Raw genomic sequence first — 20,089 nt, 5'->3', positions numbered from 1 at the left:
TCTAGACAGCGACATGGCCCTGCACGCACCGACACTGAGCAAATCGCTTTTCAGCAATACGGGCGCGCGAGACGGTCGCCGGCTGCTTGCGCTGCCGGGCGTGATCGCCATTGCCGGTGCGCTGGTGACGGCGGCGATCTCCTTCGCCATTCTGGTCGGTGCGACGCCGATCACGCCCGACGCGAGGACGACGCTGGCGCTGATTGCGCTTAATGCGGCGTTCGTCCTGTTTCTGATTTTGCTGGTCGGCCGCGAGGTGCATCGCATCCTGATGGCACGACGGCATGGCAAGGCTGCGTCGCGGCTGCATGTGCGCATAGTGGCGATGTTTGCGCTGGTCGCCGCCATCCCCGCCATCATGGTGGCGATCATCGCGTCGATCACGCTCGACATCGGCCTCGACCGCTGGTTCGAGATCCGCACCAAGACGATCGTCAATTCGTCGTTGTCGATCGCTGACGCCTATGTGCAGGAAAACGCGCGAAATCTTCAGGGCACGACGTTGTCGATGGCTTACGACCTCGACGCTTCGCGCACGCTTTACGGCCTCGATCGTACCGGTTTCCTCGACCTCATGAACAAGGAGGCGGTGGGTCGCTCGCTGGCGCACGCGGCACTCATCAAGCCCGATGGTTCCTTCGTCATGAGCGCCAAGACCGACGCGGACTTTGCCATGCCAGAGCCGCCTGAGGGCGCCGTGGCAAGCGCTGCAGACGGCAAGCCGGTGCTGATAGAACCGCGCACCCGCAACATCATGGGTGCCATCGTCAAGCTGCGCGAGATCGACGGCCTCTATCTTTACACCATCCGCCTCGTCGATCCCGAGGTGATCAAGGCGCGGCAGATCGTCAAATCCAACACCGCCGAATATCGCGGTCTCGAAGACAATCGCCGCACCTCGCAAGTGGCTTTCGCGCTTCCCTATCTGTCGCTGACGCTGATCATCATCCTGTCCGCCATCTGGACCGGCATTGCGGTGGCCGACCGCCTGGTGCGGCCGATTCGTCAGCTCATCGGCGCGGCCGACGAGGTCGCTACCGGCAATCTCGACGTAGCCGTGCCTGTCCGCCCCTCCGACGGTGACGTCGCCTCGCTCGGCGACACCTTCAACAAGATGCTGATGGAGCTGAAATCGCAGCGCAACGAGATCCTGTCGGCCAAGGATTTGATCGACGAGCGGCGGCGCTTTTCGGAGGCGGTGCTTGCCGGCGTCACCGCCGGGGTCATCGGCGTCGATCCATATGGCATCGTCACCATCGTCAACCGTTCGGCCGAAACCATGCTGGCCATATCCGCTCCGGCAGCGCTTGGGCAGAACCTTTCCGCGGTGCTGCCGCATGTCGGCCGCGTCTTCGAGATCGGCCGCAAATCGGGCAAGCCGGTCTATCGCGAACAGGTCACCTTCTATCGTGCCGGCACCGAACGGACCTTCAACGTGCAGATCACGATTGAAGCCGGCGACGACGGTTCGGAGGATAAGTCCTACGTCGTGACAGTCGACGACATTACCGATCTGGTCCAGGCACAGCGTTCCTCTGCATGGGCCGACGTGGCGCGGCGCATCGCCCACGAGATCAAGAACCCGCTGACGCCGATCCAGCTTTCGGCCGAGCGCATCAAGCGCCGTTACGGCAAGGTCATCACCGAGGACCGTGAGGTTTTCGATCAATGCACCGACACCATCATCCGGCAAGTGGAGGACATCGGCCGCATGGTCGACGAGTTCTCGGCGTTCGCCCGCATGCCGAAACCGGAAATGAAGGCAATCGATCTGCGCGATTCGTTGCGCGAGGCCTCGTTCCTGGTCGAAGTAAGCCGCGCCGACATCACCTTCGAGCGCGTCTTCGGCAATGAGCCGCTCAAAGGCACGTTCGACAGCCGCCTGATGGCGCAGGCGTTCGGCAACGTCATCAAGAATGCCGCCGAAGCCATCGACGGACTTGATGCAGAGGATCGTCCGCACGGCATAATCCGGATTCAAGCCGGACGTCAGAATGGCGCGATTCGAATCGACGTCATCGACAACGGCAGGGGCTTGCCGCGCGAAAACCGGCAGCGCTTGCTCGAGCCTTACATGACGACACGCGAGAAAGGCACCGGGCTTGGCCTCGCTATCGTCAAGAAGATCGTGGAGGACCATGGCGGGCGACTCGAATTGCACGATGCACCAGCGGACTTCCACGATGGGCGGGGTGCAATGATCAGCATCATCCTGCCGGTTGCCGCCACAGTTCCGATACGCGGCGAGGGCAAGACGGAACACGAAAAAGAAACTGAAAAGGTCGGTAATGGCGTCTGATATTCTCATCGTCGATGACGAGGAAGACATCCGCGAACTCGTCGCCGGTATCCTGAGCGACGAAGGTCACGAAACACGCACGGCGTTTGACGCCGACAGCGCGCTGGCGGCGGTCGCCGACCGAGCACCCCGGCTGATCTTCCTCGACATCTGGCTGCAGGGTTCGCGGCTCGATGGCCTCGCTTTGCTGGACGAGATCAAGACGATGCACCCGAACCTGCCGGTGGTGATGATCTCGGGCCACGGCAATATCGAAACGGCGGTCTCGGCCATCCGCCGCGGCGCCTATGATTTTATTGAAAAGCCGTTCAAGGCCGACAGGCTGATCCTTATTGCCGAACGGGCGCTTGAAACGTCCAAATTGAGACGCGAGGTTTCGGATCTCAAATTGCGCAGCGGCGAGACTTTCGACCTCATCGGCATGTCGTCGGCAATGAGCCAATTGCGCCAGACCATCGAGCGCGTCGCGCCGACCAACAGCCGCGTCATGATTATCGGCCCCTCCGGCTCGGGCAAGGAACTGGCGGCGCGCGCCATCCACGCATTGTCGGCGCGCAAGAGTGCACCTTTTGTGACGCTGAGCGCCGCCAACATCACGCCTGAGCGTATGGAGATCGAGCTGTTCGGCACCGAATCGAACGGCGTCGAACGCAAGGTCGGCGCGCTGGAGGAAGCCCATCGCGGCATTCTCTACATCGATGAAGTGGCCGATATGCCGCGCGAGACGCAAAACAAGATCCTGCGCGTGCTGGTCGAACAGCAGTTCGAGCGGGTAGGGGGCACCAAGCGGGTCAAGGTCGACGTGCGCATCATCTCGTCGACCTCGCAGAACCTCGAAGCCATGATCGCCGACGGCCGGTTCCGTGAGGACCTTTATCATCGCCTGGCCGTGGTTCCGGTCATGGTGCCGGGACTGGCCGAGCGTCGCGAGGACATTCCTTATCTGGTCGACAATTTCATGAAGCAGATCGCTCGCCAGGCCGGCATCAAGCCGCGTCGCATCGGCGACGACGCGCTGGCGGTGCTGCAGGCGCACAACTGGCCGGGCAACGTTCGGCAGTTGCGAAACAATGTCGAGCGTCTGATGATCCTGGCGCGTGGCGATGATGTCGATGCGCCGATCACCGCCGACCTCTTGCCTGCCGAGATCGGCGACGTCATGCCGCGCACTCCAAACAAGTCCGATCAGCACATAATGGCGCTGCCGCTGCGTGAAGCACGCGAACAATTCGAAAAGGATTATCTGATCGCCCAGATCAACCGTTTTGGCGGCAACATCTCGAAGACGGCAGAGTTTATCGGCATGGAACGCTCTGCATTGCACCGCAAGCTGAAGTCGCTGGGCGTCTGACAGCCAAACCAGTCGTGGCCTACGCAATTATCGGTTACTGCGGTCCTTGGAATCGCATAAGAAAGCTGGGACTTCTTCCAGGGATTTGCCATGCCGCGCATTGCCTATGTTAACGGGCGCTATGTCGCTCACGCCGAAGCTTCCGTGCATATCGAAGACCGTGGCTATCAATTCGCCGATGGCGTCTACGAGGTCTGCGAGGTGGCACGAGGCTTCATCGTCGACATGCCGCGCCATCTCGCTCGATTGAACCGCTCACTTACCGAACTCTCGATCGATTGGCCGATCACGCGCGGCGTGCTACCGCTCGTCATGCGCGAGGTGGTGCGCCGCAACCATGTCGTCGACGGTCTGGTCTACGTCCAGGTGACACGCGGCGTGGCCAGCCGCGAGTTTTTCTTCCCGCCGGCGGGCACGAAGCCGTCGCTGGTGGTGATCGCGAAAAAAGCCGATCCTGCAGTTGCCGCGAAGCGGGCCGAGAGCGGGATCCGGGTCATCACGGTGCCGGAGAACCGATGGGATCGGGTCGATATCAAGTCGGTCGGCCTGCTGCCGAACGTGCTGGCCAAGCAGAAAGCCAAGGAAGCCGGCGCTCAGGAGGCCTGGTTCGTTGATGTTGACGGTACCGTCAAGGAGGGTGGATCGTCGAACGCGTGGATCATCACTAGGGACGGCGTGCTGGTGACACGGCCCGCCGAGCACGGCATCCTGCGCGGCATCACCCGCACGACGCTGTTCGATGTCGCCGCCAAGCTCGGCCTGAAGATTGAGGAGCGCGGCTTTTCGGTTGCCGAAGCCAAGGCCGCGCGCGAGGTTTTCATCAGCTCTGCAACCACGATTGCCATGCCGGTGGTGGCGATCGATGGCGCTCCCGTCGCCAACGGCCACCCGGGCTCGATAACAGTTTCATTACGGCAGGCCTTTTTTGACGTTGCGGAAAAAAGTCCAGCCTGATAACCGCACAGATGGAATGAACATCAATATATCTCGTTCTGCTTGTCGTTACTGACGGCAAGATGGTGTTTGCGTGCTTGACATGTGCCGGCTAATTTGGCGCATTGGCCTGCAAACCGAAGGGGATCGGCGAAAGACAAGAACAATGGCGGAACGATCGCAAAATCTTCAGGACCTGTTCCTGAATTCAGTTCGCAAGAGCAAAAACCCACTCACCATCTTTCTCATCAACGGCGTGAAGCTGACCGGCGTGGTCACTTCGTTCGATAATTTCTGCGTTCTGCTGCGTCGCGACGGCCATTCCCAGCTTGTCTACAAGCACGCTATTTCCACGATCATGCCGAGCCAGCCGGTTCAGATGTTCGATGGTGAGGAAAGCCAGGGCGCCTGATTGGCACGTGAGAAAGACGCGGACCGCAGCGTTCGCGGAAAACCAGCACATCAGACCGGGACAGAGGCCAACGGTCGGACCCGGGCGGTGGTCATCGTGCCGGTGCTTACCCGGCAGCCGCGTGGCGACGACGATACCAATCGTCCGCGCCTGACCCGTTCCGCCGAGGCCCGTCGCGACGAGGCGGTCGGCCTCGCCAGCGCCATCGACCTTGACTTGGTCCACACGGCGGTGGTGACCGTCAATGTTCCACGTCCGGCGACCCTGCTCGGCAGCGGCAAGGTCGCGGAGTTCGCCGAGATCGTCAAAGAGGGCCACGCGGAAGTGGTCATTGTCGATCATCCGCTGACCCCGGTACAGCAGCGCAACCTCGAAAAAGAGTTGAACGCCAAGGTGCTCGACCGCACCGGGCTGATCCTGGAGATTTTCGGCGAGCGCGCCCGCACCAAGGAAGGCACGCTGCAGGTCGACCTTGCCCATCTCAACTACCAGAAGGGCCGCCTTGTCCGAAGCTGGACCCACCTCGAGCGCCAGCGCGGCGGCGCCGGCTTTCTCGGCGGTCCTGGCGAGACCCAGATCGAGTCGGATCGGCGTGTGCTGCAGGACAAGATCACCAAGCTGAAGCACGAGCTCGAAACCGTGCGCCGCACCCGCGACCTGCACCGCGCCAAGCGCAAGAAGGTGCCATTTCCGGTGGTGGCGATCGTCGGCTACACCAATGCCGGCAAGTCGACGCTGTTCAACCGGCTAACCGGAGCAGGGGTGCTGGCCGAAGACATGCTGTTTGCCACGCTCGACCCGACGCTGCGCCGCGTGCGCCTGCCGCACGGTACGCCGATCATCCTTTCCGATACGGTCGGCTTCATTTCCGACCTGCCAACGCATCTGGTCGCGGCCTTCAGGGCGACGCTGGAGGAAGTGGTCGAGGCAGACCTCGTCATTCATCTGCGCGACATCTCCGATCCCGATACGGCCGCGCAAGCCGAAGATGTCGAGCGCATCCTTGCCGATCTCGGCGTCGATGCCCGCGATAGCAAGCGCGTCATCGAAGTATGGAACAAGATCGACCGGCTCGACGAGGGCAACCGGGCGCGGCTGCTTGCTGATGGTGCTGACGGCAAGAAGGCACCGCCAATCGCCATATCGGCGGTGACCGGCGAGGGCATCGATGCGCTGAAGGCGATCATCGAGACAATGATGTCGGGCGAACTGGAGACGTTCACCGTCACGCTCAAGCCCGACCAACTCGCCGTCGTCGACTGGCTTTACCGCAACGGCGACATCGTCTTGCGTGATGACAATGAGGATGGCAGCGTGACCATCGCGCTCAAGGCCACGCACAGCGCCCGGCAGGAGATCGAAAGCCGATTGCGCCGTCAAAACAACGGGTAGGGGCGTTACTTCGCGCTTTTCGCTTGCTGCCAGAGCGCTTCCATCTCGTCCAGCGTCGCTTCTTCGAGGCTGTTTCCCGACGCTTGCAGCGTCCGCTCGACATAGTGGAAGCGCGACCGGAATTTTTCGTTGGTGCCGCTGAGTGCCGCTTCGGAATCAATTTTGAGGTGCCGGCCGAGATTGACGACCGCAAACAGCATGTCGCCGAACTCATCCTTGATCGGCGCGCTGTCGCCTTTGGCCAGCGCTTCGCGCAATTCGCCGATCTCCTCCTCTATTTTTTCGAGGATCGGTGCCGCCTCGCTCCAGTCGAAGCCGACGCGGGCGGCCTTTTCCTGCAGCTTGAGCGCCCGGGTCAGCGCGGGCAGCGCGACCGGCACGCTGTCGAGAAAGCCCTTGCCATGGTCTTCCGGGTCGAGCCCACGGGTGAGGCGCGCACTGCGCTTCTCCGCCTTTTCCTCTGCCTTGATCTTTTCCCACATGCCCTTGGCCATGCCGGCGCTGCGCGCCTTGTCGTCGCCGAAGACATGGGGATGGCGGCGGATCATTTTTGTGGTGATGGCCTGGACCACATCGCCGAATGAAAATTCGCCGGCCTCCTCGGCCATTTGCGCGTGGTAGATCACTTGCAGAAGGAGATCGCCGAGCTCATCCCGCAAATTGTCGAGGTCGCCGCGCGCAATGGCGTCCGCCACTTCGTAGGCTTCCTCGATCGTGTATGGCGCGATTGTCGAAAAGTCCTGCTCGATATCCCACGGGCAACCGGTTTCCGGCGCCCGTAGCGCTGCCATGATCTCGATCAGCCGGGAAATGTCTTTCGAGGGTTTCATCTGGGAAACGCTATCCTGTACACGGCTGTGCGGCCAACGGCTTCAGCCGGTGAGGGCGCCTTGTCCACAGATGGGCCGCCAGACAATGATACGAAAGTGGAAGCCGGTTTCCGGAAGATCCTAGTTAGCAAAAGCATCAGTCGACCACGGAGACGATCGCCTTGGCGAGCGCATCCATGCCGTCCTCGGGCAGCCCGGCAACGTTGATGCGGCTGTCGCCGACCATGTAGATGCCATGCTCGGCGCGCAGCCGCTCGACTTGCGCTTCCGACAGGCCAAGCCGGGAAAACATGCCGCGATGGCTGGCGACGAAATCGAAACGGTCGGAGTTGGACTGCCGCCGCAGCGCCTCGGCGAACTGGACGCGCAGCCGCAGCATGCGCAGCCGCATCTCTTCAAGCTCTGCCTCCCAATCGGAACGCAATGCGGGGTCTTCGAGCACGATGCGCACCGCCGCCGCGCCGTGGTCCGGCGGCATCGAATACATGGCACGTGCCGCCGACAGCATCTGCCCCATCGCCAAATCCGCCTGCGCGCCGTCTTTCGCCATGATCAGCGCTGCACCGACTCGGTCGCGATAGACGGCAAAGTTCTTCGAGCAGCTCGAGGCAACGACCATTTCCGGAACTTTTGCCGCCAGAAGGCGCAAGCCGGCGGCATCCGCATCAAGCCCGTCGCCAAAGCCCTGATAGGCGATGTCGACAAAGGGCAGCAGACCGCGCTCAACGACAAGATCGGCAATGGCAGCCCATTGCGGGATGTCTAGATTGGCGCCCGTCGGGTTATGGCAACAGCCATGCAATAATACGACGTCGCCAGGATTCGCGGTTCTCAATGCATTCAGCATGTCGTCGAAGCGAACCGCACCGGAAGCAGCGTCGAAATAGGGATATTCGCGTGTCTGCAGGCCAGCGGCGCGCATCACCGGCGTGTGGTTCGGCCATGTCGGATCCGACAGCCAGACCATCGCGTCGGTGCGGGTCCTTTTCAGCAGCTCTGCCACCAGCCGCAGCGCGCCGGAGCCGCCGGGCGCCTGCCCCGCACGAATGCGTGTCATGTCGGCAGCTGGGCCGAACACCAACCTGGCCATCGCCGCGTTGAAGGCGGTATCCCCGGCAAGGCCGAGATAGGTCTTGGTATCCTGGCCCTGCAGCAACCGCTTTTCGGCTTCGCGCACCGCGCGCATCACCGGCGTCTTGCCGTCGCGATCCTTATAGACGCCGACCCCGAGATCGACCTTGTCGGGACGCGGGTCGGCGCGATAGAGGCCGATCAAGGCCAGGATCTTGTCGGCAGGCGCGGGCTGGAGATTTTCGAACATCGATAAGTTTCCGTTGGCGGCGGAGTGATACGCAAACCGGCCGTGCTTTGCCAGCAGTTTCATATGCGCCAACTCGGCGTCGGTTTGTCTCGAGGGCGGCCGATACTATCTGCCGGGCGAGGGCAGGCGCGAGATCTCCCAGAGAGAGCGCGGCGAGCCGAAAAATTCGGGGAGAGCGGGATTAAAATTCCGACCTGCTCCGTAAACAGGACATGAAACGGCCGATGCCACGCTTCGACATTCTGGGACAGCTCGGTTCACTCCGCCGCTATGCACGCTCGCTGACACGCGACAGCGCCGATGCAGAGGATCTGGTGCATGATGCGCTGGTGCGTGCCTATGAGCGACGCGGCAGCTTCCGCTCCGGCGGAAACCTTCGCGTATGGCTGCTGTCGATCGTCCACAACGCGTTCATCGACGGCTTGCGAACCCGCAAATCCGAAGCAATGCGCATCGAACAGGCCGGCTATCTCGCCGAGGCCAGCGTCCAGGCTGCGCAGGAACATTCGGTCCGTCTGGCACAGGTGCGCGACGCTTTTTTCACATTGCCGGAAGAGCAACGTTGCGCGCTGCATCTCGTCGCCATCGAGGGGCTCAGCTACAGCGAGGCGGCCGAGGTTAGCGGCGTGCCGCTTGGCACGCTGATGTCGCGCATCGGCAGGGCACGTGCGGCACTCCGCGAGATGGAGGACGCGGCACCGGCACGGGCGAAAGGCCATCTGAAGATCGTCGGAGGTCGATGATGAACCAACTGCGCGATCCCGTGACCGACACCGATCTCGACGCCTATGTCGACGATCAGCTGGACGTGGCGCGTCGCATCGAGGTCGAGGCGTTCCTTTCGGCCCGGCCGGAGGCGGCCGCGCGGGTGATGTCCGACCTGCGGATGCGTGACGAATTGCGCGTAGCGCTTGCCGGATCGAAAGGCATGGCGCGGCCCGCGACGGCCGATGCTGCACGGCGGCTGGAGCGGGGATTGGCGCGCGGCCGCGTCCTTGGTGCTTTGCAGCGAGCGGCGGCAGTCGCTGTCTTCGTCGCCGCCGGCTGGCTTGCGAACGGGCTCATCGGACCGATATCGGTGACGGAAGTCGTCGCTTCGACCCATCCGCCCGCCTATGTGGAGGACGCGGTCCGGGCGCACCGCACGACGCTCGTGCGCGAGGCGATGTCGTCGCAACCCGAAGCGCCCGGCTACAATGCCGACGAAATTCGCGCCGCGACGGCGATCATTATGCCATCGCTGCCAGCGGACTGGACGGTCCGCGACGTGCAGATCTACCCATCGCAGTTCGGCCCGAGCGTCGAGATGGCTGTCAAGACGAAAGAGATGGGGCTGGTCTCGTTGTTCGCAACCAGGCCCGGGACATTCGACGTCGTCAAGCCGACTGTCGTTCCCTCGGGCGACGTTTCCTCAGCTTATTTCCAGATCGGCGAGGTCGCCTACGCGGTCGTCGCACGTAGAGATATCCAAGGCATAGATCTCACGGCCGAAGCGCTCGCCAAGACGCTTTACTGATCGACCTTCAAGAAGGAGAACCAAATGAACAATCTCGGATATATCGGGGCCGGAGCCCGAGCCGGAGCCGTCTACGACGAAGGCCTGCGCCGGCACATGCTGCGCGTCTACAACTACATGGGCCTTGGCCTCGTCGTTACGGGCGTGATCGCGTTCGTGGTGGCTTCCACACCCGCGCTTTACGTGCCGATCTTCTCCACACCGCTGAAATGGGTGGTTATGCTGGCACCACTGGCCTTTGTGCTCTTGTTCTCGTTCCGGATGCAGACGATGTCGGCGGCCGGCGCCCAGGCGATGTTCTGGGCATTCTGCGCGGTCATGGGGCTGTCGCTGGCTTCCGTGTTCCTGGTCTTTACCGGCACCAGCATCGCACGCACCTTCTTCATCGCCGCCACCATGTTCGGCGCGACCAGCCTTTACGGGCACACGACCAAACGCGACCTGACGCAGTTCTCGTCGTTCCTGATCATGGGCCTGATCGGCGTGGTGATCGCCAGCATCGTCAATATCTTCCTGGGCTCGACCGCGCTCCAGTTTGCGATCTCGGTGATCGGGATCGCCGTCTTCATCGGCCTCACCGCCTGGGATACCCAGACTATCAAGGAGCAGTATGCGGAAAACTTCGGTGCGGAATCACAGCAGAAGCTCGCTGTCTTCGGTGCATTCTCGCTCTATCTGAACTTCATCAACATCTTCCAACTGCTGTTGAACTTCACCGGCGAGCGCGAATAGCCGGCGTCGGACCACGACCGGAGGCGGATATCATGGACAGAAACGATCAACAGGCGATCGGACACCTCTTCGAGAAGTTGGCAAATGTCGAGCGCCAGGCGCCGCCGCGCGATGCGGAAGCAGAGCGCTTCATCCAGGATCAGATCGGTCAGCAGCCTGGCGCGCCATATTACATGGCCCAGACGATCGTGGTGCAGGAGCAGGCCTTGAACGCAGCTCAGGCACGCATCGAAGAACTGGAAGAGCAGGCGCAGCAGCCCGCCAGCGGTGGACCGCTCAGCAGCTTCTTCGGCCGCAGCGGCGGCAGGCGCTCAGGCTCGGTTCCGCGGGTAGGGCGCGCCGCCTCCGTTGCAACTGAAGGGTCGCAGGACACGCCACAGCGGGCAGGCGGCGGTTTTCTTGCTGGCGCTGCGCAGACCACGATGGGCGTGGCCGGCGGAGTGCTGCTCGGCAACGCGATCGCCGGCATGTTGGGCGGCAGCGAAGCGAAGGCAGCTGAACAGCCGACGCCGCAGCCGGACGAAGCCGATCAGGCAGGCGATGCCAGCTCCGACAATGGCGGTGACTTCGGTGATATGGAGTTCTGACGAGCGACCCAGACTGTGCCTGTGCCGGCGCTGGTGACGATTGCGGGTCAGCATAGGCGAGATGGCGAGGGCAGCATCCGGGAAGCGAGCCCTCGCCGGCGGCTAATAACCCAGGCGCTTCAGTTCAGTCTTGACCGCTGCGATCGTCTTGAAGCGGAAGTGCTTCGTTGTGCCGTCGCGCCAATGGCAGTCGCATGTGGCGTCGAACTTCCGGGTCGCTTTCAATTGAGTCAGCGCCTTCTGGCCTGGCTTTGGACCGTCGAAGATGCGAACTTCGTAGAGCGTTCCTTCGACATCGTAGTGCATCTGAGCCCAGGAAAGTATCACGATCAGTTCCTTTGCCGGGTCGTGGTCGGCGTTGGCGAGGCCGAGCGCTATGTCCGGTGTGTCGCCCTCTTGTTCACCGATCGTGACCTGGATTGCGCGATATCTGTTGTCAGCTAGCCGTTGCAGCGCGACGAGCGGGCGTTCCGGATAGTCCTCAGCGGTCTGGTAATCGACGAAGAGTGTCTGGAGGCCGCTCCAACTCACGGCTGTGGTGTGCGGATCAGCATTGTCGGCGAACCCAACAACACGTTTGGCGAAAGCCAGGTCGTTCTCGCCTGGCGCACGATCAAGGTCCTGCGCTCGCGCGCCAGTGAGCGCGCAGGCGAGGGTGAGGACGAAACTTGTGAAGAGCCAAAGTCGCTTCATGATTCGCAACCCTAGCATGCCGGTTGCGAATCTTCGCGCCTGGCCGTCGGCAGCGGGATGTGGAACTCCCGCGCGCACCAGTCGCATAAGATAGATTATGGAACTGAAATGGCGGATAAGGATGTGGCGTGGAAGTGGCACCAGCGAGCCGCTGGGCCGCTTTTAGAGCGAGAATTGAGACCCCACTCAGAAACCCAACCGTAAAAACTCGATCCTTCACGCTGATTCGTAAGGGATTTCGATCGTCATGCCATCATAAGCAGGCTCGACGTTGGCCGGCGTCTCGGCCATTACCGTGGCGTAGTCGAGTGGCACATGCATATGCGTCAGCACCGCGTTCTTCGGCGCCAGTCTTTCGATCCAGCCAAGCGCCTGGCCAAGCGACAGATGGCTCGGATGGACGGTGTATTGCAGCGCGTCGATGACCAGCACGTCCAACCCGCGCAAACGCTCGGCGGTCGCGTCCGGAAAGTCGCTGACATCAGGGCAATAAGCCAGCCCGCCGATGCGGAAACCCAGCGAGGTAATGTCGCCATGAAGCTGCACCAGCGGTTCGAGGGTGAGGGCGCCGCCCTCGCCCTCGATCACCACCAGCCTGTCGTGGTCGATGATATGGGCGTTGACGATCGGCGGATACGAACTGCCTTTCGGTGTTTCGAAACAGTAGCGGAACGCCTCGCGTAAGCGCAGCATGGTGGCCTGATCGGCATGGATGTCGATCCGGTGGCGCTGCTCCAGTACGAAGCCGCGCAAATCGTCGATGCCGTGGATATGGTCGGCATGCGGATGTGTATAGACCACCGCATCGATGCGCCTGACCGATGCCAGCAGCATCTGCTCGCGGAAATCCGGGCCGGTGTCGATGACGACCGTGGTCCGGACGCCATTCGCCGCGATCCGCTCGACGAGCGCTGCGGTGCGCGTGCGCCGGTTCCGGGGGTTCGCGGGATCGCAACTGCCCCAGTCGCCGGTGATGCGTGGCGTGCCCGGCGATGAGCCGCAGCCGAGGACGGTAAGACGTAACCGGTCGCTCATGCGTCAGGCGCCCGGCGCGCTCGGGCGCGGCATTTTCCTGAACAGCCGGAAGAAATTATCCGTGGTGATATCAGCGATCTCGGCCTCGCTGAAGCCGATCGTCTCGGCCAGCACCTTGGCTGTATGCGCGACATAGGCGGGCTCATTGCGCTTGCCGCGAAACGGGATCGGCGCAAGGTATGGCGCGTCGGTTTCGACCAGCAGACGGTCGCGCGGCACATCGGCGGCGACGGCGCGCAGCTCGGCGGAGTTCTTGAAGGTCAGGATACCGGAAAACGAAACGTAGCCGCCGAGCGCGACACCGATCTCGGCTAGCCTGCGCCCAGACGAAAAACAGTGCAGGATGAAGGGGAAGGCGCCCTTCCCTGTTTCTTCTTCGAGGATGTCAGCCATGTCGTCGTCGGCGTCGCGCGAATGGATGACCAGCGGCAGACCGGTCACGCGCGCCGCGGCGATGTGGGTGCGAAAGCCCTGAGCCTGTGCGTCGCGCGGCGCATGATCGTAGAAATAGTCGAGCCCGGCCTCGCCGATCGCCACCACTTTGCGATGAGCAGAGAGCCGCACCAGATCATCGACAGTGACGTCAAGCTCTTCCGCCGCATTGTGCGGATGGGTGCCCACCGAGCAATAGACCTCATCGAAAGTCTCTGCAATCTCAAGCACTTGGCTAAATCGCTTCACCCTCGTCGAGATCGTCACCATACGGCCGACGCCGGCCGCGAGGGCGCGGGCGACGATGGTCGCCCGCTCTTCGGCGAAATCCGGAAAGTCGAGATGGCAGTGACTGTCGACCAGCATCAGGCGCTTGTATCCGTTTGCTCGACATAGCGTGGAAATACTGGTTCCGGCGCCGGCAGTGCCGTACCGGACACCAGCGCATGAGCTTCGGCGACATGCGCGAAGTCGCGGCTGTCCGCCGGCACTGCCAAAAGATCGAGCAGCTTTGCCGCCGAGCCTGGAATGAAGGGCTGGCACAGCAATCCGACACGCCGGATCACCTCAGCCGTCGTCCACAGCACCGTTTCCATGCGTGCCGGATCGGTCTTCTTCAGCGCCCATGGCTCCTGCCCGGCGAAATAGCGGTTGGCTTCGGCCACCACGCCAAAGATCGCCGCCAGCGCCAAATGGATGCCCTGGTCGGCCATCGTCCTGCGCGCCGTGACAAGGGCGGCATCTGCCTGATCGAGGATCGCCTTGTCGGCGTCGCTCAATTCGCCACGCTTCGGCACCACGCCGCCGCAGTTCTTGGCGATCATCGACAGCGAGCGCTGCGCCAGATTGCCGAGATCGTTGGCAAGGTCGGCATTGGTGCGGTTGACGATCGCATCATGGCTGTAGCTACCGTCCTGACCGAACGGCACTTCTCGCAGGAAGAAATAGCGCACCTGGTCGAGACCGTAGTGCTCGATCATGGCGAACGGGTCGATGACGTTGCCGACCGACTTCGACATTTTCTCGCCGCGGTTGAACAAAAAACCATGCGCGAACACGCGCTTCGGCAATTCGATGCCAGCCGACATCAGGAAAGCCGGCCAGTAGACCGCGTGAAAGCGCACGATATCCTTGCCGATGACATGAACGTTTGCAGGCCAGAAAGACCATCTCTCGCTGGCCGGATCCGGATAACCGGCAGCGGTGATGTAGTTGGTCAGTGCATCGACCCAGACATACATCACATGCTTGTCGTCGCCCGGGACCGGCACGCCCCAGTTAAACGTGGTGCGCGAGATGGACAGATCCCTGAGGCCGGATTTGACGAAGCTGACGATTTCATTGCGCCGCTCCGCCGGCCCGACGAATTCCGGGCTGTTCTCGTACAGTGCGAGCAGCCTGTCCTGATAGGCGGAAAGCCGAAAGAAATAGCTTTCTTCTTCGGTCCATTCGACAGGCGAGCCGAGCGGTTCGCGGCGCACGCCGTCGTCGCCGACCTTGGTTTCGGCCTCGTCGAAATAGGCTTCCTGCCGCACCGAATACCAGCCGCTGTAGCGGTCGAGGTAAATGTCGCCATTCTCAGCCATGCGTGTCCAGATCGCCTGGCAGGCCTTGTAGTGCCGGTCCTCGGTCGTTCGGATAAAAACGTCGTTCGAGCAGCCGGTCGCTTCGAGCATCGAACGGAAGATCGCCGAATTGCGATCGGCAAGCGCCTTCGGCGTCAGGCCTTCGGCGTCCGCCGTCTGCTGCATCTTCAAGCCGTGCTCGTCGGTCCCCGAGACAAAGAAGACGTCCTTGCCGTCGAGCCGCTGGAAGCGGGCAAGCGTGTCGCTGGCGATCACATTGTAGGCATGGCCGATATGCGGCTTTCCGTTCGGATAGAAGATCGGCGTCGTGACGTAGTATTTTTCGCGTGACATGGATGAGCCGTCATGAATGTCTGAATGAAAGATGTCGCGGTGAGATATCGCATCGAAACGGCAATTGCCATCCGAGGCCAATGCGGTGGCTTCGAAGTTCCTGCGATTGATTGGGATCAATGCTCAGGGGCTTCAAAAGCCACGCCAGCGGCCGTCACATTCGCATTGCAGAATTCAGGCGGTCGATCATGGTTAGGGCGTGCTGCTTTTTGTCGAGATTGTAGGTCTCGGTTTCAGATATAGCGTTCAAAGCCTCGTGCCAAGTATCCGACAGCGTTTTGGCCCGCGCGAGATCGCCGGCGAGCGCGGCCTGGCTGGCGCCGGCCGACAGCAGGTCGAGCGCGCGGCGATTGAATATCTCGAACGGGATTGCCTGGTCGCGGCCGGCGACCGCCTCGGCAAGACGGTAGGCGCCTGCGACATCTATCTTTTTGGACATCACCAGGGCATCGAGGGTGGCGGCGATTTCAAGCCCGCCATACTGCGTCAACAGGATCGCGTTGCGCGCGCTGCCCCCTGCCCGCTCCGCCAGCGCCGCGCGCGCCGCAGGATCCTCGGGTGGCGGCGGCTCGATGCCCTCCAGAACCGCCATCAAGCTCTTGGCATCGAGCGGGGCTAATCGCACCATCTGGCAGCGCGACCGGATCGTCGGCAGCAGACTGCCCGGCGCATGGACGATGAGGATGAACAAGGTGCGCGCGGGTGGCTCTTCAAGATTCTTCAGCAAGGCATTGGCAGCATTGGTGTTCATGTCGTCGGCGGGATCGACGATAACCACCCGGTAGCTGCCGTCGTGCGAGGTCAGCGACAGAAAACGACTGACCTTGCGGATCTCGTCGACCGTGACCACTGTCTTGAAGCTCTTGGTCTTGTCGTTCGCGGGGCGTGTAAGATGCAGAACCGAAGGATGTGCCCCGGTGGCGATCTGGCGAAACAGCGACGAAGCCGGATCTGGAACGGCAAGCCGTTCCGGCGCCTGCTCGAAGGCCGGGTGCTTCAACAGATGATGCGCCAGATGAAAGGCCAGCGTCGCTTTGCCTATGCCCACCGGTCCGGCAAAGATCAGTGCGTGCGGCAGCTTTCCCGAGCGGTAAGCGGTGGCGAGCATGTTGGCCGCCTGCGGGTGACCGACAAGACGCGGCGTCTCGGATGGCTCGGGCACCCCGTCCAGCGTATCGTGCTGTTCCGGCGCGATGCGTTCGAAAATCATACCGGCGCCGCCTGCCTTCTCTGCGCCGGCATCATCTTTTCGAGAGCCGCGAAGACGATGGCGGTAACGATATCCTCGACGGTGTCGGGGTCGGCTGACGCATCGACGACGACGCAGCGTTCGGGTTCAGCTGCGGCGATCGCGAGAAACGCCTCGCGCCGGCGTTGGTGGATGGCCAATGTTTCCTTCTCGAAGCGGTCCGGTCCGTCACTGCTCCCCCGCCGGGCGGTAGCGCGCCTCAGGCCCTCGGCGGGGTCGATATCGAAGATCAGCGTCATGTCCGGCACCATGCCGTTGATGGCGACCTTCTCCAACGCGTCCATGAATGCCGGGTCGAGGCCGCCGGTGACGCCCTGGTAGACGCGCGAAGAATCCATGAAACGATCGCAAAGCACGACCGAACCGCGCTCGACCGCCGGCCGGATGACCTGTTCGACATGGTCGGATCGCGCAGCGGCGAAAAGCAACGCTTCCATCTTGGGGCCGAACGGCTCGGCTGCGCCTGAAAGCAGGACATGCCTGACCGCCTCCGCGCCCGGCGAGCCACCCGGCTCACGCGTTACCAGCACATCGTATTTCTTGGCGCGCATCTTCTTTGCCAGCCGCTCGATCTGCGTCGACTTGCCTGCTCCTTCGCCGCCTTCAAAAGTGATGAAAAATCCGCGCGCCAAAGCCTTTGTCCATACTTCGGGGACCGTATAGTCCCGGCGGGAAAAAAGGTCCACCGCGACGGTGCTAACGCAGCCAGCCGACGGCCAGTTCCTTGGCGGCGTCGAGCGCGCGCTGCGGCAGCGAACCGACACCGATCGACTCGGCGGCAAACAGCGGCGTCTCCTGGCTCAGAGTATCGCCGATCCAGACGCGCAGCGTACCGACCGGCTGCCCCTCCTCCACCGGCGCGGCAACCGGTCCGTCATAGACGATCCTGGCGGTGAGCTTGTCGCGGTTGGTGATTGGCAGGAAGATCTGCACCGGTCCTTTTGCCTTTAACGCGACTCCGGACTTGGCGCCGCCAAAGACCTGGGCTTCGCCAACCACTTCGTCCTTGGCGAATACTTCAGTCTTCTCGAAGGAGCGAACGCCCCAGTCGAGCAGCTTTCGCGCTTCCTCAGCACGCTCGCGGTCGTTTGCCAGGCCGCTCATCGCAGCGATCACCCTTGTGCCGTTGTGGCTGGCCGAGCCGACAATGCCGAACCCGGATTGCTCGCTGGCGCCGACCGCGAGCCCGTCGGCGCCTATATCCATGGCCAGCAGCGGATTGCGGTTCCTCTGGGAAATCTTATTCCAGGTAAAATCCTTCTGGCCGTAATAGCGGTAGAGATCCGGGTAGTTGCGCCAGATATGCAGCGCCAGAAGTGCGAGTTCGCGAACGCTCGTTTGCTGCCCATCTGCCGGCAGACCGGTGGAGTTGACGAAGGTCGATTTCTGCAAGCCGATCTGGCGGGCACGCTCGGTCATCTGCACCGCGAAGTTTGCCTCGGACCCCGCGATTCCTTCAGCGATGACGATACAGCCGTCATTGGCCGCCTGCACGGTCACGCCCTGGATCAGGTCTTCAAGCCGGATCGTCGACTTGAGTTTCGCGAACATAGTCGATGTCCCCGAAGGAGCGCCGCCCTTGCGCCAGGCGTTTTCGCTCACCACGAAGGTATCGTCGAGCGTCATGCGCCCCGATTTGATGGCGTTGAAGACCACTTCCATCGTCATCAGCTTGGCCAACGAGGCCGGCGGGATCAACCTGTCGGCGTCCTTGGAAAACAGCACGGTTCCGGTTTCGGCATCGATCATGAAGGCCTGCGCGGCCTTGGTCTCGAAAAGCTGTGCTGAGGCCGGCGCAAGCGAGAGCAGCAGCAGCAGGCCGAGCGCCATAAGCCCAGTGAAAGGGTGAAAAAATTTCATCAGATTCGACCAGTGAGCCGGCGCTCTTGCACGTTGGCAGAAGCTATCAGGCTTTTGCCTGGCGGATCAATCGCGCACGAAAAAACCAGGCAGCCCCGAGCTCAGTCGCGTACAGCAAGCGCATCGGGCGCACCATGCGACCACGATGCCTGCAGCATCTCGTCCAGGCTGCCACGGCCGTCGGCATAGAGGTTGACCGAGTACCAGTCCTTGCCTTCAAGTTCCGAGCGCTGGATTTCGGTCTTGCCGAAGCTGGAAAGCTGGGCAGCCACACGCTCGGCTTCGGCGGCATCCTCGAACGAACCCGCCGCGACATAGTCCGTGGGCAACCGGGTTGGAGGAGCTTGCCGCTTCCACGATTGAAGAAGCTCGGCGGGCGACATGCCGGTGTCGTCCAGCTCGGCAAACGCGTTGGAGGCGCGCTGCACGCGCTCGTCGGCGTAAGACAGCGACGCCATGGTGAATGGAGATTGCGCCGGCAGGTTGATCTCCGGACGCTCCGGCACGATCGGGCCGAAATCGGGCAGTACAATGTCTCCCGAAGCAGACGCTTGCACCGCTATGACAGGCCCTGCATCGGATCCCTGCCCGGTATTCGTCAGCTGACCGGGGAACGGCACGGCTGCAGCGCTCACCGCCAGGCTTGGCGACGGCCCATTCATGGCGACCATGACACCGCTGGGCAGACCGTCCGACGGATCCGGCGCCCTGTTGCCTGGACGATACGAAGCCATAAGATACTGCCCGTCATTGCCTTCGAGCGGCGCACGGCCGACATATTCGACCTTCACCTCGGCCGTACCGATATTGGCATAATCGAGCATTTCAGCAGCGCGCTTCGACACATCGATGATGCGTCCATCATGATAGGGTCCGCGATCGTTGACGCGCACGATCACCGAGCTGCCGGTCTTCATGTTGGTGACCCGCGCATAGCTCGGGAGCGGCATAGTCGGATGCGCCGCCGTCAGATCTGCCATGTCGTAGACTTCGCCATTGGCGGTCAACCGGCCGTGGAACGCCTCACCATACCAGGACGCTAGGCCAACCTTGGCGTAACGTTTGTCTTCCTTCGGATAATACCACTTGCCGCGCACCTGATAGGGCTTGCCGAGCTGGTCGCGCCCCCGAGACGTCTTGAACATCACGCGCGGGCTGGCTTTCACGCCATATTCGGCTTCGGAAAAATATTCCTTGGAGCGAGGTTTCTTGTTGACCATCGCCTTTTGCTGCGGCGCGGCACATGCCGCAAGAAACGCTGCCGACAAGGCCAACAGCGCGAAAGCGAAAGCGCGACGAAGACGCGGGCGCGCCGTGGTCTGCATATTTTGATTGTCCCCTATAGCATCGACGAAGGCACCGCAGCATAAACGTCAGCGATGCCAAAGCACCCACTCCAGAAACGCCGGCAACGCCCTACCCCAATGCTTTTTGTGCGCAGGAATTGTTTATCACCGTATTAACCGATTGTGGTCGGAACCGGGCGAGATTGTGGCGCGGACCGTCTCGCCGGTCGGGATGAAGTCAT

The 20,089-nt window shown here is 62.1% G+C and carries 19 protein-coding genes; 9 read left to right on the top strand and 10 right to left on the bottom strand.

Annotation, left to right across the window (positions count from 1 at the left end):
• Positions 1-13: 13 nt before the first annotated feature.
• The 5 genes from NKJ12_RS16745 (at position 14) to hflX (ending at position 6,387) form a co-directional block, all read left to right on the top strand.
• Positions 14-2,299 (top strand): sensor histidine kinase NtrY-like, encoded by a 2,286-nt coding sequence (locus NKJ12_RS16745; RefSeq protein ID WP_352478832.1) that lies wholly within the window; start codon positions 14-16, stop codon positions 2,297-2,299.
• Entirely contained in the window at positions 2,289-3,650 is a 1,362-nt protein-coding gene (gene ntrX / locus NKJ12_RS16740; RefSeq protein ID WP_254817201.1) for a nitrogen assimilation response regulator NtrX, read from the top strand. The genes NKJ12_RS16745 and ntrX overlap by 11 nt, the downstream gene beginning before the upstream one ends.
• 90 nt (positions 3,651-3,740) lie before the next feature.
• Positions 3,741-4,604 (top strand): D-amino-acid transaminase, encoded by an 864-nt coding sequence (locus tag NKJ12_RS16735; RefSeq protein ID WP_254817202.1) that lies wholly within the window; start codon positions 3,741-3,743, stop codon positions 4,602-4,604.
• A gap of 145 nt (positions 4,605-4,749) precedes the next feature.
• Positions 4,750-4,995: an RNA chaperone Hfq gene (gene hfq / locus NKJ12_RS16730; RefSeq protein WP_006202172.1), complete on the top strand. Its 246-nt coding sequence runs from the start codon at positions 4,750-4,752 to the stop codon at positions 4,993-4,995.
• A complete protein-coding gene (gene hflX / locus NKJ12_RS16725; RefSeq protein WP_352703981.1) occupies positions 4,996-6,387 on the top strand; it encodes a GTPase HflX in 1,392 nt (463 codons plus the stop codon). It begins immediately after the preceding gene.
• 5 nt (positions 6,388-6,392) lie between these two features.
• Here hflX and mazG read toward each other — a convergent pair whose 3' ends face one another.
• Together mazG and NKJ12_RS16715 are read right to left on the bottom strand one after the other, a co-directional pair.
• Positions 6,393-7,217 (bottom strand): nucleoside triphosphate pyrophosphohydrolase, encoded by an 825-nt coding sequence (gene mazG, locus NKJ12_RS16720; RefSeq protein WP_352703979.1) that lies wholly within the window; start codon positions 7,215-7,217, stop codon positions 6,393-6,395.
• 136 nt (positions 7,218-7,353) lie between these two features.
• On the bottom strand, positions 7,354-8,538 hold the full coding sequence (locus tag NKJ12_RS16715; RefSeq protein ID WP_352703977.1) for an amino acid aminotransferase: 1,185 nt from the start codon (positions 8,536-8,538) through the stop codon (positions 7,354-7,356).
• Positions 8,539-8,750: 212 nt separating this feature from the next.
• On the opposite strand from NKJ12_RS16715, the gene NKJ12_RS16710 reads away from it, so the two are divergent.
• The 4 genes from NKJ12_RS16710 to NKJ12_RS16695 are packed head-to-tail and all read left to right on the top strand — an operon-like array spanning position 8,751 to position 11,373.
• Positions 8,751-9,281, top strand: coding sequence for a sigma-70 family RNA polymerase sigma factor (locus NKJ12_RS16710; protein ID WP_502905714.1), 531 nt, complete (start codon positions 8,751-8,753; stop codon positions 9,279-9,281).
• The gene (locus tag NKJ12_RS16705; RefSeq protein WP_352703972.1) at positions 9,281-10,054 is read left to right on the top strand and encodes an anti-sigma factor family protein; all 774 of its coding nucleotides are present in this window, start codon (positions 9,281-9,283) and stop codon (positions 10,052-10,054) included. The genes NKJ12_RS16710 and NKJ12_RS16705 overlap by 1 nt, the downstream gene beginning before the upstream one ends.
• Before the next feature lie 24 nt (positions 10,055-10,078).
• Positions 10,079-10,786 (top strand): Bax inhibitor-1/YccA family protein, encoded by a 708-nt coding sequence (locus NKJ12_RS16700; RefSeq protein WP_352703970.1) that lies wholly within the window; start codon positions 10,079-10,081, stop codon positions 10,784-10,786.
• Positions 10,787-10,818: 32 nt separating this feature from the next.
• Complete coding sequence (locus tag NKJ12_RS16695; protein ID WP_352703969.1) at positions 10,819-11,373, top strand: DUF2076 domain-containing protein; 555 nt, start codon at positions 10,819-10,821, stop codon at positions 11,371-11,373.
• Positions 11,374-11,475: 102 nt separating this feature from the next.
• Here NKJ12_RS16695 and NKJ12_RS16690 read toward each other — a convergent pair whose 3' ends face one another.
• From NKJ12_RS16690 to NKJ12_RS16655, 8 genes are all read right to left on the bottom strand, one after another.
• The gene (locus tag NKJ12_RS16690; RefSeq protein ID WP_352703968.1) at positions 11,476-12,066 is read right to left on the bottom strand and encodes a hypothetical protein; all 591 of its coding nucleotides are present in this window, start codon (positions 12,064-12,066) and stop codon (positions 11,476-11,478) included.
• Positions 12,067-12,282: 216 nt separating this feature from the next.
• Positions 12,283-13,101, bottom strand: a complete 819-nt coding sequence (locus tag NKJ12_RS16685; RefSeq protein ID WP_352703967.1) for an MBL fold metallo-hydrolase — start codon at positions 13,099-13,101, stop codon at positions 12,283-12,285.
• A 3-nt stretch (positions 13,102-13,104) separates the two neighbouring features.
• The gene (locus tag NKJ12_RS16680) at positions 13,105-13,899 is read right to left on the bottom strand and encodes a TatD family hydrolase (protein ID WP_352703965.1); all 795 of its coding nucleotides are present in this window, start codon (positions 13,897-13,899) and stop codon (positions 13,105-13,107) included.
• Positions 13,899-15,485 (bottom strand): methionine--tRNA ligase, encoded by a 1,587-nt coding sequence (gene metG, locus NKJ12_RS16675; protein WP_352704073.1) that lies wholly within the window; start codon positions 15,483-15,485, stop codon positions 13,899-13,901. Before metG ends, NKJ12_RS16680 begins: the two co-directional genes overlap by 1 nt.
• Positions 15,486-15,606: 121 nt before the next feature.
• Positions 15,607-16,662, bottom strand: coding sequence for a DNA polymerase III subunit delta' (locus NKJ12_RS16670; RefSeq protein WP_352703962.1), 1,056 nt, complete (start codon positions 16,660-16,662; stop codon positions 15,607-15,609).
• Complete coding sequence (tmk, locus tag NKJ12_RS16665) at positions 16,659-17,333, bottom strand: dTMP kinase (protein ID WP_352703960.1); 675 nt, start codon at positions 17,331-17,333, stop codon at positions 16,659-16,661. Before tmk ends, NKJ12_RS16670 begins: the two co-directional genes overlap by 4 nt.
• A 64-nt stretch (positions 17,334-17,397) precedes the next feature.
• Complete coding sequence (locus NKJ12_RS16660) at positions 17,398-18,531, bottom strand: D-alanyl-D-alanine carboxypeptidase family protein (RefSeq protein ID WP_352704071.1); 1,134 nt, start codon at positions 18,529-18,531, stop codon at positions 17,398-17,400.
• 131 nt (positions 18,532-18,662) lie between these two features.
• Entirely contained in the window at positions 18,663-19,886 is a 1,224-nt protein-coding gene (locus NKJ12_RS16655) for a septal ring lytic transglycosylase RlpA family protein (protein WP_352703958.1), read from the bottom strand.
• Positions 19,887-20,089 lie beyond the last annotated feature (203 nt).

It is taken from the genome of Mesorhizobium sp. M0195, assembly GCF_040322115.1.
In the GTDB taxonomy this organism is placed as follows: domain Bacteria; phylum Pseudomonadota; class Alphaproteobacteria; order Rhizobiales; family Rhizobiaceae; genus Mesorhizobium.
Note: the sequence above shows the minus strand (reverse complement) of the source record. Positions and strands in the feature narration are given on the sequence as shown.